The sequence below is a fragment of the Nocardia donostiensis genome, assembly GCF_002081715.1.
Classification (GTDB): Bacteria; Actinomycetota; Actinomycetes; order Mycobacteriales; family Mycobacteriaceae; genus Nocardia; species Nocardia donostiensis.
Window position 1 is genome coordinate 1 of the sequence record NZ_MUKP01000005.1, and the last position, 14,593, is coordinate 14,593.

Below are 14,593 nucleotides of genomic sequence, written 5' to 3' on the forward strand. Positions count from 1 at the left end.
CCGCTGCCGCCGCCGGTCGGCGGCGGGCTGCCCGCACCGCTGACGTATCCGGCGGCGCCGGGCGCCGCGGCGCTCTTCACCCCGACCGCCTTGGTGCCCATGGCACCAAGACCCGCCGCGGCGATCAGGGCGCCGCCCGTGGCGGTCAGACCCGAACCGCCGCTGCCGACGATCGCGACGGCCGGCGTGACCAGGCGCATCAACGCAGGCAGCACGAATGCGACACTGCACAGCAGCACGATGGCCACCAGCATGCGCTGGGCCTGTTCCCCGTCGGGCAGTCCGGAGGCCGAGGTCAGCTCGTCCACATGACCGGCTGTGGTAAAGGCGATCATGTAGACGATCGCCGCCACCGGCTTCCACAGCATGAACGCGATGATCCAGCCGACCAGCTTCTGATACGACTGCTTACCGGTGTTCATCCCGGACGCGGCCGCCGCCAGCGGCAGCACACCGGCCGCTATCACCAGCAGCCCTTGCCGGACGATGGCCAGCACGATCTGGGCCAGCGCGCCGAGCAGGCCGACAATCGCGATGATCAACACCAAGCCCGGCGAGAACGCCTGCAGCTTGCTGGTTTTCACCATCAGCTCGGCCAGGTTCCGTGCATTGCCGTCGGTGGAATCGTTGATGATCCACTCCGCGAACCGGTCCGAGGCCTGGGTTCCCGCGACGATGACGGCGCCGAGCATCCACGAACTGAACACGACCCTGGTGAACATCCGGAAGGATTCGGCCGCTTCGTTCATCGCGGCCCCACGTCTGGCCTCGGCCAATCTGGCGCCGGTCAGGATCACCGACGCTATGAGCAGCAATATCTGCGCCTGATAGGTGTAGTCGTTGATTTTGGTGAACAGCGAACCGGAATCGCTGACCGCTTCGTTGGGCACCTTCATCCAGAAGGTCAACGCCAGGATGATCGCCTCGCCGAGGCCGTTCATCAGCGAATCGACCACCTTGCCGAAGGTGGAATCCCAGGCCTTGTCCTTGACCGCGTTGGCGGCCTCACCCGGATGCGATGCGGCGTTGCCCGCCTTGCAGACCGCCGACGCGGCGTCACCCAGCGAGATACCGGGGATACCGAGACCGTCGAGCGTGTCGTGTATTTCGTCGCACGTCTCGTCGAAGCCGTAGGTCTGGCCGTAGGCCACCGTCGGCGTCGCGATCATCACCGTGAAGATGACCGCGAAGATCGTGACAATTCGCCTCACCATGTCAGCCCCTCGATGCTGTGCGGGGAATCGATCCGGACCAGCCTCGTGCTTGTCACCCTCGTGAACTGCAGCTTTCACTTTCCGTCCCACCATCGGAATCACCATGGGGTCCACCCCGCCAGCGATTCGACGTACTCGGTCTGCGGGGCCGACGACGTGGTCGGCTTGAGCCGCCAGTCACCCGCGTCCCACACCATGATCAGCCGCAGCGCCACCCACAGCTGTTTGCCGTCCACGGCCGGACCGCGGATGGCAAGCCGGACGATAGCCATATCGTCGGCGTAGTCGTCGATCTTGAACGCGTCCGAGGCCACCAGGTACTTGGTCACCGACTCCGGTTGCTGTTCGGGCAGCCGATCCGCGTCCAGCGCCCGGTCGTAGGCGGCGATCTGTTGCGCGGACACTCGCACCTGCCGCACGTACAGGTCCCGATGCGCGGGGCGGGCGTTGAGCCGGTAGGTGATCTGCGCCGCCGCCAGTGCGGCGCCCTGCGGGGTGTGGGAGTAGCCGACGGCAAGCCCGTCCTCGATCCGGCGGGGACCGTCGGATGTGGAGAACGGCACCGACGCCCCGTACACCCGCTGCCAGCCCCGTGGGCCGGTGGTGCCCTTGGGCGCCGCGGTCAGCCAGTCCGGGTCGGTCGGTTTACGCTGCGGCGAGGGGTCCTGCGGAAGCGTTTGCCCTGCGGGGTTGTTGGGAATGTCGACGCGTCTGCCGAACAGGTCGACATCCGGGGCGGCAAACCCTTCGGCAACCGGTCCTTCGGTGAACGACGGCGCGGCCTCCGACCCCGCGTCGTCGTCCCGGCCGACATAGACGAACACACCGACGATCACGATCAGCGTCAGCACCGCCGCCGACGCAACGACACCGAAGGAGACGCGATCACGCGCGTACGGCTCCTTCTCACTCACTTCGGCGCCTCCAATACCACAATGTCGTTGGGCAGTTCATCGATCGCGTCGACGGGTCGTTCGGTGGATTCCGGGTCCGGCAGACGTAACCTCCAATCCTCACGGAACCACTCCACCGTGGTGTGGTTCACCGCTTTCGAGCTGTCCGAATACTCGGTGTAGACGTCCACTGTCGAACGCTGGTCGCTGTATTCGGTGATCTTGTAACCGAGCAGCCGCGGCGCGTACTCGGGTGCCGCAGGCCCGGTGATGGACAACTGCACCCGGCTGACCGACCATGCGTCGCGGGCCGGGCCGGGCACCACCTCGCGGGCAACTACATTCGACCATTGGCTGTCGGTCGCGATCGATAGCCGCACCGTATGGGTGATGGCTGCGACAGCCGCGCCCGGCGGGGAACGATCGAAACCGGTTGCTGCGCCGTCGGCCTCCGATTCCGGTCCCTGGTCGGTCCGCGGCAGGGCGACGCCCTGGAACGGTTGCCATCGCACATTCGTCGGCGGCGCGGACAGATCCTGACCGGATCCGGTGTCCGAGCCGCAACCGGTGGCAAACAGCAGCACGATGCCGAGCGTTCCCGCCGCAGGACCGCGCAGCCTTCGCCACCGGCTCCCGGTGACGGCGGCCGGTATCACTATGGAGTTCATACGCTGGTCATTCCATCCACTCCTGCCCGCTCATGCGGGCAGGAACGCCAGCGCGATGCCCGAGGCAGTGCTGGCGACCACCGCGCCGAGCAGGCTCATCAGCACACCATGCGAGGCATCGTTCATCGCCAGGTCGCTGCGGAACGTGAGCCACAGCTTCCCTGCCGAGACGATCATCCACGCCAGGCATACCAGGAGCACGAACCACAGCAGCCAGTTCAGCAGCTGCGACAGCGGTTCCAGCACCTCGGCAGGCATCTGTTTGTAGGCCAGCACCTTCAGCTCATTCGCAGCCCGTACCGTAGACATCACGGCCTCACGTACCGATGACCGCGTTCATGATGGTTCCGGCGCTGGTGGCGACCACCCCGCCGATCATCGCCCCCGCCACCATCTTCGGCGATTCGAGACCACCACCGGTCCACTTCTCCCAGGCGAATTTGCCGCCCGCGTAGATGATGCCGCAGATACCCGACAGCAAGACGAACCAGGTGAGATACCGGACCAGCTGCAGAATCTTCTCCGATCCTGGAGGCGCCTCCGGGGTGGGGTTGCCCACCTGGGCCAGGACAGTGCCATATGTGTCCTGCACAGCGAGGAGGATCGTGCTCATCGGGTGCCTTTCTCGAAAAATGATGAGGGACGGTCTGTCCCCGCGAACGCGGGGAGCACAAATGTGAGCATGTGCTCGACTACGGTCACGGCATCACTCCTCCAGCAATCTCGAACGACCCCGGCTCGGCGGTGATTCCGCCAGCGCGGCCCGCGCAGCCGCCACGATCTCCGCGCCCAGTTCGTGCATCTCGAACGGCACCTCGTCGAGCGGGTCGATCTTGCGCCTACGCTGCGGCAGCCCGGTGCCAGGTGTCCACACCGGCAGCTTCTCCGGCTCCACCAGCGTCCACTCCTCGTACCACGGCACCTGCCACAGATGCCCGGCCAGGGAGCCGACCACCTCGCGGTAGCGGCGGATCTCGGCGGGCATCCGGCCGGGCCGGGCGGCAACGGTGATCAGGCCGAGCACCTCAGACGGCCCGGCGAACCCGGCGTGATGTTGCCGCAACAGATCGTGGGCACGGGTCAGCCCGGCAATGGTTTCTCTGGCCACCAGAACGACAAAAGGCGATTCACGATCGAAGACGCCGGGCCAGCGGCGACCCGAATCCGCCGCGGGCGCAAGCACATTGGCAAGAGTACTGGCTCCGGCGCCGCCGTGCACACCCAGCAGCCAGACCAGCGGCGCACGGCCGACTCCGGGCACGGGACGGTCCCAGATCGCGGCACGGCGCGACTCCGGTGGGGGAACCACCCCGGCTGCTGCGTGTTCCGATCGGCGAGGAAGATTCATGGCGGCGGTCATGATGCCACCCCGGCCAGTAGCCGCCCATAGGCCCGGCGGGTCTCCTCCGCCAGCGAAATATGCCGGACGAGCTCACCGCGAGCCAGATGCGGATCGTAGGGGATCTCCCTGATATCGCGGACCCACCCGGACAGATGTTCTCGCAAATGGTCGGCAACCCGCGAATCGGCGCCAGGGATCTGATGCGAGACGACAATGGTGGTATCGCCCACGATGCCCTCGCCGATACCGTCTGCGATATCGCCGAACTCGTCGTCCAGCCATTCCAGGGTTACCCGCAAGCGGTTCGCGGCATCGGTACGCGCCGGAATGGTCAGTACCAGAGCCACATCCGCATCGTCGAGCAAAGGCCTCAGTTGACGGCCGGCAATCGGACTGCCGCCGTCGTAGACCGCCGTATACCCGGCATCGTCGATCGCACGCGCGACCGTGAGATAACTCGCACGCCGCCGCAACGGTGCGGCATCGCGCCACAGCAGGCCGATCCCCGATGTCGCCCGGGACAGGCACTCCTTCAACGGGGCAGGCTCCCCGCCACCGCGCCCGTACAACCACGATTGCAGGCTGATCGGATGCAGATGTTCGTCGGCACCGCGCAGCGCCAGATCGCCGCCTGCGGCGGTCGCATCCACCGCCACCGTATCGGTCCCGGACAGGCCGAGCTCCCCCGCCAACCCCAGTGCCGTCGTGGTGGTTCCCGCCCCGCCGCAGCCACCGACCACGAGTATCGGGCGCGGACCGCCCGCCTCGCGCGGCGACCGCTTCCCCCGCCGCAAACGCACCACCGGAGCCTTCGGCCGCGCGGGCCGGTCCGACGCATCGCCCTCGTCGGGTAGGTCGTCGAGCCAGCGGCTCCAGTCGTCTCCCATCGTTGCACTCTCCTCTATCCGGCCGTGATACCTGTGATCAGGGTGCGGCCGTCGATCACCGCCGTGGTGACCGTCTGCTTGCTGTAGGTGTCCGGTGCGTCGCCGGGACGGTATTCGGTGACCTCCACTGTGTACCTGTCTGCGTCGACAGTCACGATCCGCACGCAATGTTCGGTGCCCTCGGCGACGCTGTCGATACCGCGCTGGATCACGGAGGCGGGCGAGACCTGCGACCCGGGAGCAACCACCTCTCTTGCCTTCTGGCCGGAACGCTCCACGTAATAGGCGTACTGGAAACGCATGATCGCCGCCGGACCACTATCGGTGCCGCCCGGGCCCGCGCCGCGCACCACGTCACCGTGATGTTCGGTCGGGCAGCGCTGCGCGACTGCGGCGGAATCGGTGCTCTCGGCGGTGAACCGAAGGCCTGCTCCGTCCGAGATATCGGCGGTGTGCGTATCACTCGAGAAACCACCCAGCAGGTACAGCACTCCGGCAGCAGCGGCGCCGAGCAGCAGGATGGCGACCACGAGCACTGCGACGACGCGTCGCCGGGTGGCGCCGGTTTCCCGTGCGGCGTCACGCAATCGGGCGGGGCCGCGGCCGATCCGGGCAGGCGGGGAGAGGGGTTCGTCATCGGGCCAGGGGAAGCGGACCAGTTCGCCCTCGCGCGGAGTGTAGTCGTCATCGGGACCGGGAGCATGGTCGACAACCCAGTCGGACCAGCCGCCGGTGAACTCACTGCGATGCCCGGCCAGTTCGGCCGGGGCGGGGTCGTCGGTTCCGGTGTCGTCGTCGGCGGGCAGGATGTAGTCCGGGTAGCGGCGGGCGCCGTCGTCGTCCGGAAGCGGCGTACGCGCTTCCGAGGCGCGCTGCCCAGTACTCGGGTCGCCTTCCGGCTCCAGCGCGCCGTACCAGCGATCGAGCTGTTTGTACGACTTCAACATTCCCCCATTCCCGCTGAGCCGGGCACGTGGTTTCGCATCGTCGAACCCTCTCGGCGATCAGTTCGTGGAGAACGGGTCAATTATGGATGTGTTGGGTCGTTCGGTGGGCGCGTTCGTCCGCGCAGCACCGTAGGAGGCGCCGTCGACTCCTGTCCCAAACGGGAATTGTCCCGTACCGGACGGGCCCCGCGGCGGCGACGCGCCGGATCCGGGCCCGTCGATTCGAGCAGACGGGGCGCTGCCGATGTTCTGCGGCGCGTCTCCGCTGCCGTAAGTGGTTGCGATATCGCGAGCGGTGGCGGCCAGCCAGTCGGCGACGAACTTCGTCGGGGCCACCCCGTCGACCGAGATCGAGGCATTGCCATAGGCGTTGTGACGCTGGATGGTGTCCCAATACCGCACCCAGGTCGTGGTGTTCAGCAGCGCGTGGTTGTCCTGGATATTGTCGACCACTGCGTCGAACGCCTGGCTCACCAGGCGAATACCGGTCGTCGGCGGAATGAGCTGCGGGATGGCGCCGATCAGTTTCGTGCCCAGCAGCAGCAGCGCGGCAGGCGGATTGGACAGTCCGGCCGTGGCGAGTTCGGCGATCGAGGCAGGGTTGAGCACCGCGCGCACCACGGTGACAACCGAGTTCAGCCCGATCATGCCGACCTTCAGCAGCGCCCGCAGCGCAGCGGGGATATCGACCGGGGTGCGAGGGTCGGCGGCGTCGGCCAGCCGCTCAGAGATCGATTTCTTCGGCGAGAGAGACAGATTCGCCAGCGAGTTCCCCTGGATGTCCTCGTTGACCACCTTGGTCGCGGTTTTGATCGAGGTGAACGCCAGCGCCTGCGCGATCGAGGTCAACGAGGCGATCGGATCGCCTCCGCTGAGTTCGGCCTGTCCGGCGATACCGGCCACAGCTTTGAGAATCGGGGCGCCTTCGGGTGCATCGCAGGCGAGATCGCCCGCGGCACAGAAGCTGGCCACCCGGCCGGTGAGCGCGCCGAAATCCTCGGCCTGATCACGTTGCGGTCCGATACCGCCGCCAGTCGCGGGAACCCGCTGCAGCGCGACGATTCCGGAAACCTCCTGCCCCTCGGTGCCCGGCGCCGGGTCCGGTGTCGACTTGCCGGGAGCACCGGGAAACAGTGGCGCACCCGGATTACGAGTCGGATCGCCGAACAGCGCGACGGCGGCGACCTTCTCGGGCGGGACACTACCCGTCCCCTGGCCGATCTCCTGCGCGAATATCGAGGCAACGTGGGCGCCTTGAGAGTAGCCGACGATCGCGAACCTGGTGTTCGGGCAGCGGTCGGCGACCGAGTCGGCCATTGTCCGCAGCCGTATCAGCCCGCCGGACAGCGACTCCGCGTACGGGGTGACGCTACTGCCGCCCGCGCCGCCGAAGCCGGATTCGTATGGCACGTAAGCCCGGTTGACCAGCTTCGGGTCGGGGGCGTTGGCCAGCAGCGGGCGGAATACCGTGGACAGCATGCCGGTGTCGGTGGTCGGGGCGGCGTCCGGCGAGGATTCGCCGGTGCCCTGGATCCCCAAGGCGTACAGCGCGGGACAGGATTCGATCGCCAGCTTCGTAGAAGGTACTGCAGGGGCTGGAGGGGCTGCGGGACCGAACGGTTGGGCGTATGCGCTGCCGGCGGTTGCGGTTGCCACCGTGACGGTGAACGCGACCAGCATCCCCGAAATTCTTGCCGTGCATCCAGCCATAGCGACCCGCAATCCGTCTCGCCGCAGTTACCCGAGCGCTGTGAAACGCAATAGACCGTAACAGATTCCGGCTATGACCGCTGAAGCGGCGGAAAGTTTACGCGACGTACCGTCGACGCCCGGACGCACCGCGGCGCGCCGTGGCCGAAGCGTTATAAGTTTCCGATCTCGCCTGCCGTGCTGCCAAGGCCCCCTGACCTCAGCGCGGTGACAACCCCCGTGCTGATCACGCCGCGGACGTCACACGGTAGACGTCGTAGACGCCTTCGACGTTGCGGACCACGTTCAGCAAATGCCCCAGATGTTTCGGATCGCCCATCTCGAAGGTGAACTTGCTGATGGCGACCCGGTCACCGTGGGTGGCCACCGACGCCGACAGGATGTTGACCTTCTCATCGGCCAGCACCTTCGTCACATCCGACAGCAACCTCGTCCGGTCCAGCGCCTCGATCTGGATGGCAACCAGGAACACCGATGACGGAGACGGCGCCCATTCCACCTCGATAATGCGTTCGGGCTGCTCCCGCAGCGAATCGGCGTTGGTGCAGTCCACCCGGTGCACGCTCACCGAGCCGCCGCGGGTGACGAAACCCATGATCTCGTCACCGGGAACCGGGGTGCAGCATTTGGCCAGTTTCGCCACGGTGCCCGAGGCGCCGGGGATCAGCACGCCCGCGTCTCCGGTGACCCGCCGCTGGCGTGCCGGTGTGGTCGAGGGGGTGGAGCGTTCGGCGAGTTCGTTCTCCACGTCGCCGATTCCGCCGAGCTGGGCCATCAACCGCTGCACCACGTGGTGCGCGGATACCTGATGCTCGCCGACGGCGGTGTAGAGAGTGGAGATATCGGTGTAGTGCAGTTCGCGGGCGACGGCGTTCATCGCGTCGACGCTCATCAGCCGCTGCAGCGGCAGCCCGACGCGGCGGACCTCCTTGTTGATCTGCTCCTTACCGCTTTCCAACGCCTCTTCGCGGCGTTCCTTGGCGAACCACTGCCGGATCTTTGCCTTGGCGCGCGGCGACACCACGAAGGTCTGCCAGTCGCGGCTCGGTCCCGCGTTCTGCGCTTTGGAGGTGAATACCTCCACGACCTCACCGTTTTCCAGCTGGCGTTCCAGTGCCACCAGGCGGCCGTTGACCCGGGCGCCGATGCAGCGGTGGCCGACCTCGGTGTGCACGGCGTAGGCGAAGTCCACCGGGGTGGATTTCTGCGGCAGCGTGATCACATCACCTTTCGGGGTGAACACGAAGATCTCCGGCGCTTTGAGGTCGAAGCGCAGCGATTCCAGGAACTCGGCCGGATCGGCGGCCTCACGCTGCCAGTCGAGCAGTTGGCGCATCCAGGCCATATCGTCGACTTCGGCGGTGTCGGTGGAGTGTTTGCCCCGGGTCTCCTTGTACCGCCAGTGCGCCGCTATCCCGAACTCGGCGGTGCGGTGCATATCGTGGGTACGGATCTGCACTTCCAGAGGTTTGCCGTCGGGTCCGACGACGGTGGTGTGCAGCGACTGGTAGACCCCGTACCGCGGCTGGGCGATGTAGTCCTTGAACCGGCCCGCCATCGGCTGCCACAGCGAATGCACCACACCGACCGCGGCATAGCAGTCGCGGACCTCGTCGCACAGGATGCGGATACCGACCAGGTCGTGGATATCGTCGAAGTCCTTACCCTTGACGATCATCTTCTGATAGATCGACCAGTAGTGCTTTGGACGGCCCTCGACCGTGGCAGGGATCCGGGATGCGGCCAAGGTGTTGACGATCTCGGCCCTGACCTTGGCCAGGTAGGTGTCGCGCGAGGGTGCCCGGTCGGCGACCAGCCGCACGATCTCGTCGTACTTCTTCGGGTGCAGGATGGCGAACGCCAGGTCCTCCAGCTCCCATTTCACGGTCGCCATACCGAGGCGGTGCGCCAGCGGGGCGATGACCTCGAGGGTTTCCCTGGCCTTCTTCGCCTGCTTCTCCGGCGGCAGGAACCGCATGGTGCGCATATTGTGCAACCGGTCGGCGACCTTGATCACCAGCACCCGCGGATCGCGGGCCATGGCGATGATCATCTTGCGGATGGTCTCGGCTTCGGCGGCCGCACCCAGGTTGACCTTGTCGAGTTTGGTGACCCCGTCCACCAGGTGCGCGACCTCGGAACCGAAATCGGCGGTCAGTTCCTCCACCGAGTAGCCGGTATCCTCCACGGTGTCGTGCAGCAGCGCGGCCACCAGCGTCGTGGTGTCCATCCCCAGTTCGGCGAGGATATTGGCCACAGCGAGCGGATGAGTGATGTAGGGATCGCCCGATTTGCGGAACTGGTGCGCATGCCTCTCGTCGGCGACGTCGAATGCCCGCTGCAGCAGGGTGAGGTTGGCTTTGGGATACAGCTCGCGGTGCACCGAGGCCAGCGGCTCCAGCACGGGCTTGACCGCCGCAATACCCCGCTGCCCGGTCATCCGCCGCGCCAGCCGCGCCCGCACCCGTCGCGACGCCGAAGTCGGTACGGCGGCCGGTCCCGCCTGCCGCACCACATCAGGATTGGCGCCCGGCTGCGGTCGCGCGGCAGTCCCGGAAGAGCCGTTCTGCGCACCACTCGATCGCCGGGCAGGCGCCGATTGCTCGGCATTCGCCTCGTCCAGATGCTGAGTCATGCCACCGCCTCTCCATGCCGCAGCCCGGCCGTTCCCAGACCACAACCTCCCAGAACACCAACTCTAGCCCCCCAGCACAGTCGGAGAGCCCCGACCGTACCGCCTGACCGGCCCCCTTGTATCGACAACGCCAGGACAGGCCCCCAGCTTCCCGAGTCCGCACACCGCGCCGGCCGCACACGTGATGCTCCGGCCTCATCCTCCCGGGGCGCTACTGCTTTCGGTGAGCCCCTCGGCTGTCAGCTCCAGGTGGCGGGTCACACCGATCTCGTCGAGGAACCGCGGGTCGTGGCTCACCACGAGCAGTGCGCCTTCGTAGCCTGCGAGAGCCTGGGTGAGGTGGCCGAGGCTGGGGAGGTCGAGGTTGTTGGTGGGTTCGTCGAGCAGGAGCAGTTTCGGTGCGGGTTCGGCGAGCAGCAGCACCGCGAGGGCGGCGCGCAGGCGTTCGCCGCCGGACAGGGCCGAGGCGGGGATATCAGCGTCGGTGCCGCGGAACAGGAAGCGGGCGAGGCGGGCGCGGATGTGTTCGGCATCGGCGTGCGGAGCGGCGGCCGCGACATTGTCGAAGACCGACAGATTGTCGTCGAAGATGTCGAGTCGTTGCGGCAGCATCCGCCACGGCACCTGCGGCGGCTCGGCAGCGATCCGCCGCAGCAGGGTGGTTTTGCCTGCGCCGTTGCGGCCGGTGAGGGCGATCCGTTCGGGGCCGTTCACCGCCAGGGTGATCGTCGGGCCACAGGCCAGGGTGACCTCATTCAATTCGATGACCTCTTGACCCGGATACAGGCGGGTATCGGGTAGGTCGATACGGACTTCCCGGTCGTCCCGCACCAGCTGTTCGGCCTGGCGCAGCTGTTCGGTGGCGGTGTCGAGTTTCTGGATGTGGTTGTTACGCAGTTTCCCGGCCGATACCTCAGCCTGGCGTTTACGCAGACCCATCACGATCTTGGGTTCCCGTTTGTTCTCGGCCATCTTCTTGCCGTAGCGCTGGCGCCGGTCCAGTTTGATCCGCGCCTCGACGAGTTCTTTGGCCTGTTTACGCATATCGGCGCGGGCGTCGCGGACCGCGGAGCGGGCAGCCTGCTGTTCGGTATCGATGATCTGCTCGTAATCGGTGTAGTTGCCGCCGAAGATCCGCAGCCGCGCGTCGCGGAGTTCGGCGATAGCGCTCATACGCTCGAGCAGTTCCCGGTCATGACTGACGACGACAGCGGTGCCATTGAACTGACCGAGCACCTCGTAGAGGCGGCCGCGCGCGCGGCGATCCAGGTTGTTGGTCGGTTCGTCCAGCAGCAGCACTTCCGGTTCGCGCAGCAGTTCGGCGACCAGACCGAACAGCACCGTTTCGCCGCCGGACAAGGTTTCCAGCCTGCGGTCGAGCTGGTCGACCGAGTCCGCGAGGTAGTCCAGCCCGAGCCTACCCAGCAGCGCGATGGCGTGCTCTTCGACATCCCATTGCGTGCCGACGATGTCGAAATCGCTCTCGGTCCCCGCGCCGGATTCGATGCGGTGCAGTGCTTGCCGCACTTCGGAGATACCGAGTACCTCGTCGACCCGTTTGCCCGTGCCGAGCCCGAGATCCTGGCGCAGATACCCGAGCGTCCCGGTGACACTCACCGATCCGCGGGCGGGCGCGAGTTCGCAGGCAACGATCCGTAGCAGGGTCGATTTCCCGGCGCCGTTGCTGCCGACCAACCCGATATGGCCAGGCCCGAGGACGGCATCGAGTCCAGCGAAGACCTGGGTCCCGTCGGCCCAGGAGAAGCACAGATCGGAAAAAGAAATGGTGGCCACGGCCTACCGCCCTTCAGAGGTTGCGAACCGAACGCGGCGCACACTGCGCGGGCCGCACGAACGACTACCTCATGAGAGCAACGGCGGGACTCCGATCAACGGGGACAAGAACCCGACCAGAATAACCACCCGGCCGGGCGAATGCCAGTCTTTTTTTGCGAGCTGGGATCAGACGGTGACGATGGAGGTCACCGGATATGCGCCCTGCCGTTCCCTGCCGCCGAGCGCGGCGAGTTCGAGGACGACGGCCGCGGCGACGACCTGCGATCCGGCCATGGAGAACAAGTCGGCGGCCGCGGCCAGGGTACCGCCGGTGGCCAGGACATCATCGAGCAGCAGAACCCGGCGCCCCTGCAACTCGATCCCGTCGGCAGGCACCTCCAGAGCGGCGGTGCCGTATTCGAGATGGTATTCGCGGCTGACCACCGGCGGCGGCAGCTTGCCGCGTTTACGGACGGCCACGACACCGGTGCCGAGCGTGACGGCGACACCGGCACCGAGGAGGAAACCGCGGGCGTCCACTCCGGCGACGAGATCCACATCGGGCGCCAGCGCCGCCAGGCATTCGACGACGGTGCGGAACCCCTCCGGGTCGGCGAAGACCGGGGTGAGGTCGGCGAAACGGACACCGGGCTCGGGGAAGTCATCGCTCCACCTGGTGAGACGTTCGACCAGTTCGGCGGCCTTGCTGCTCCGCTCGGCGACTGCGTCGTCGGATTCGATCGCAGCGTGCTTACTCATCGACACCTCTCCCTGGTCACAACACCCACAACACCTGTTACCGCGTCAGCACCCACCTGTCCATGTTCCAGCCTGTTCCGGCCTTGGTGGGGCCCGCGATACCGTTCTGCAAACCGGCGCCGAAGGCGATGGTGCGCGGGGTGGCGAACAACGGAATGCTCGGCATCTGCGACCACAGCAGGTTCTCGGCCTCGGTGAGCAGATTCAGCACTGCGACCGAGTTGTCGTCGGCCGCAAGCTGATCGGTGATCGCATCGTAGCGGCCGTTACCGAAACGCCCGAAATTCAGCCCGCTACCGGTCCGCAACGCACTGGTCGCGGCCACACCGGACAGTGAACCGGCCGGCCCTGGGGCGCCCGCGGTACTGCCGAGCACGGCATCGACCTTGCCCTCGGTGAGCCGGGCGGGGGTGAAATCAGGGGAGCCCGCATCGACCACGGTGATACCTGCGGATTTGCAGGAGTCCGCGATCATTGCGACCGTTTCGGCTCGGCGCGTATCGGGGCCGAGGTAGCCGATGCGGACCGTGGCGTCGGGCACTCCCTCTGCGTCCAGGGCGGCACTGGCGTTGATCGCGTTCGGGGTGCGATACCGGTCGGCGGTACCCGCGACGGCCGGATAGAACAGGGAATCTTGCTGCACTATCCGGGCATTCGCCGGGCCGGAGCCCAAGCCGTGCTCGGGCGCTTCGTCGACCTTGCCGAGTTGGTCGAACAGTTCCTGCCTTGGCACGCAGAGCGCGAAGGCGCGCCGCGTCTGCACCGAACCGAACACTCCGCCGGTACCGAGCACCAGCTGCTCCACTCCGCGACTGGGCACCTGCCGGACGCCGTAGCCGTCCAGGTTCAGGTCGGCGATCGAACCGGCACCGATATCGATGACCCCGACAGCGCCCTCCCTGATCTTGGCAGCCAGATCGGTGGTCTTGGGCCACACGACGATGCGCCCGGTTTCGGGCTTGTTGCCCCACCAGCGCTCGTTGGCGACCAGCACCAGACCATCCTCGGCGGTGTAGGAGTCGATCCGGTACGGCCCCGACGACGGCAGCAAACTCAGGTCCAGCTCGCCAGGGGCCAGGGTCCAGCCGGTATTCCAGAAGCCGGCCAGGCGTTTCACCGCGGCCAGAGCGCCGGATTGCACGGCGGAGACCACATCGGGCACGTCCGCCGCCTGGGCGGCGATATGCGCTGGCATGAGCTCGCCCGCGGCGAACAGGGTGCGCCAATTCAGATAGCGATGCCCAGGACGGAACACCACGGTCGCGTCCTTGGAGCCGGATTGGCATTCCACCCGCTCGATGTCCTCGTAACCGGCGGTACTCGCGGTGTCGAACATGGGCGCCATACCGTCCGGGCCGGGTTCGGTGAAGCGCCCGCTGCGCGCCGCCCAGGTGAACACCAGATCGTCGCAGGAGGTCGGCACCCCGTCGGAGTAGACGCCGTCGGGGTTGAGCCGGTATTGGATGGTCTGCGCCTCGCCCGGGACCTCTTTCGCGGTGCCCACATCGGTGTCGGCGACCTGTTGTCCGTCGGGTCCGGTGTAGAAGAACCCGGGAAGCACCCGGCCGAACACCGCAGCGGCACCGCCTGCGGCGCCCCGGGCGCTACCGGCGTTGTAACTGGTGATCGCAACGTCGACGGCGTAACCGATCGACGGCACCTGATCCTTGCTGGAGCATCCGGCCGCCAGCCCGGCGGCCGCCGCGGCCGCCGCCATCGTCGCGACGAGGCGGCGCATCCGTGGCTGTCGCATGAAACGAAC

Annotated in this window: 13 protein-coding genes; all 13 read right to left on the reverse strand. The window is 66.9% G+C overall.

Annotated features, from left to right (window positions below; all coding sequences use genetic code 11):
- Nucleotides 1-1,214 (reverse strand): hypothetical protein (locus B0T44_RS04555; protein ID WP_081511592.1); only part of this gene is annotated, 1,214 nt, incomplete at its 3' end.
- A 98-nt stretch (nt 1,215-1,312) separates the two neighbouring features.
- On the reverse strand, nt 1,313-2,128 hold the full coding sequence (locus B0T44_RS04560; protein ID WP_077117785.1) for a DUF8175 domain-containg protein: 816 nt from the start codon (nt 2,126-2,128) through the stop codon (nt 1,313-1,315).
- Nucleotides 2,125-2,775 carry a DUF8175 domain-containg protein gene (locus tag B0T44_RS04565; protein WP_245839485.1) on the reverse strand — a complete coding sequence of 217 codons (651 nt, stop codon included), beginning with the start codon at nt 2,773-2,775 and terminating at the stop codon, nt 2,125-2,127. The genes B0T44_RS04560 and B0T44_RS04565 overlap by 4 nt, the downstream gene beginning before the upstream one ends.
- Nucleotides 2,776-2,805: 30 nt before the next feature.
- Nucleotides 2,806-3,084 (reverse strand): hypothetical protein, encoded by a 279-nt coding sequence (locus B0T44_RS04570; protein ID WP_077117788.1) that lies wholly within the window; start codon nt 3,082-3,084, stop codon nt 2,806-2,808.
- A 7-nt stretch (nt 3,085-3,091) separates the two neighbouring features.
- Entirely contained in the window at nt 3,092-3,388 is a 297-nt protein-coding gene (locus B0T44_RS04575; protein ID WP_077117790.1) for a hypothetical protein, read from the reverse strand.
- Nucleotides 3,389-3,481: 93 nt separating this feature from the next.
- Nucleotides 3,482-4,135, reverse strand: a complete 654-nt coding sequence (locus B0T44_RS04580) for a hypothetical protein (RefSeq protein WP_077117792.1) — start codon at nt 4,133-4,135, stop codon at nt 3,482-3,484.
- On the reverse strand, nt 4,132-5,004 hold the full coding sequence (locus tag B0T44_RS04585) for a MinD/ParA family ATP-binding protein (RefSeq protein ID WP_077117794.1): 873 nt from the start codon (nt 5,002-5,004) through the stop codon (nt 4,132-4,134). The genes B0T44_RS04580 and B0T44_RS04585 overlap by 4 nt, the downstream gene beginning before the upstream one ends.
- A 14-nt stretch (nt 5,005-5,018) precedes the next feature.
- Complete coding sequence (locus tag B0T44_RS04590; protein WP_077117795.1) at nt 5,019-5,951, reverse strand: DUF8176 domain-containing protein; 933 nt, start codon at nt 5,949-5,951, stop codon at nt 5,019-5,021.
- Between the two features lie 57 nt (nt 5,952-6,008).
- Nucleotides 6,009-7,631 (reverse strand): cutinase family protein, encoded by a 1,623-nt coding sequence (locus tag B0T44_RS04595; RefSeq protein ID WP_077117797.1) that lies wholly within the window; start codon nt 7,629-7,631, stop codon nt 6,009-6,011.
- A 256-nt stretch (nt 7,632-7,887) separates the two neighbouring features.
- Nucleotides 7,888-10,296 carry a RelA/SpoT family protein gene (locus B0T44_RS04600; protein ID WP_077117799.1) on the reverse strand — a complete coding sequence of 803 codons (2,409 nt, stop codon included), beginning with the start codon at nt 10,294-10,296 and terminating at the stop codon, nt 7,888-7,890.
- A 195-nt stretch (nt 10,297-10,491) separates the two neighbouring features.
- Nucleotides 10,492-12,090: an ABC-F family ATP-binding cassette domain-containing protein gene (locus B0T44_RS04605; protein WP_077117801.1), complete on the reverse strand. Its 1,599-nt coding sequence runs from the start codon at nt 12,088-12,090 to the stop codon at nt 10,492-10,494.
- Between the two features lie 168 nt (nt 12,091-12,258).
- On the reverse strand, nt 12,259-12,831 hold the full coding sequence (locus B0T44_RS04610; RefSeq protein ID WP_077117803.1) for an adenine phosphoribosyltransferase: 573 nt from the start codon (nt 12,829-12,831) through the stop codon (nt 12,259-12,261).
- A 37-nt stretch (nt 12,832-12,868) separates the two neighbouring features.
- The gene (locus tag B0T44_RS04615; protein WP_077117806.1) at nt 12,869-14,584 is read right to left on the reverse strand and encodes an ABC transporter substrate-binding protein; all 1,716 of its coding nucleotides are present in this window, start codon (nt 14,582-14,584) and stop codon (nt 12,869-12,871) included.
- Nucleotides 14,585-14,593 lie beyond the last annotated feature (9 nt).

Excerpts from the sequence above, each read along its gene's own strand:
- B0T44_RS04565 (WP_245839485.1), bottom strand. The coding sequence starts at position 2,775 with ATGAACTCCATAGTGATACCGGCCGCCGTCACCGGGAGCCGGTGGCGA.
- B0T44_RS04570 (WP_077117788.1), bottom strand. The coding sequence starts at position 3,084 with ATGTCTACGGTACGGGCTGCGAATGAGCTGAAGGTGCTGGCCTACAAA.
- B0T44_RS04575 (WP_077117790.1), bottom strand. The coding sequence starts at position 3,388 with ATGAGCACGATCCTCCTCGCTGTGCAGGACACATATGGCACTGTCCTG.
- B0T44_RS04580 (WP_077117792.1), bottom strand. The coding sequence starts at position 4,135 with ATGACCGCCGCCATGAATCTTCCTCGCCGATCGGAACACGCAGCAGCC.
- B0T44_RS04585 (WP_077117794.1), bottom strand. The coding sequence starts at position 5,004 with ATGGGAGACGACTGGAGCCGCTGGCTCGACGACCTACCCGACGAGGGC.
- B0T44_RS04590 (WP_077117795.1), bottom strand. The coding sequence starts at position 5,951 with ATGTTGAAGTCGTACAAACAGCTCGATCGCTGGTACGGCGCGCTGGAG.
- B0T44_RS04595 (WP_077117797.1), bottom strand. The coding sequence starts at position 7,631 with ATGCTGGTCGCGTTCACCGTCACGGTGGCAACCGCAACCGCCGGCAGC.
- B0T44_RS04600 (WP_077117799.1), bottom strand. The coding sequence starts at position 10,296 with ATGACTCAGCATCTGGACGAGGCGAATGCCGAGCAATCGGCGCCTGCC.
- B0T44_RS04610 (WP_077117803.1), bottom strand. The coding sequence starts at position 12,831 with ATGAGTAAGCACGCTGCGATCGAATCCGACGACGCAGTCGCCGAGCGG.
- B0T44_RS04615 (WP_077117806.1), bottom strand. The coding sequence starts at position 14,584 with ATGCGACAGCCACGGATGCGCCGCCTCGTCGCGACGATGGCGGCGGCC.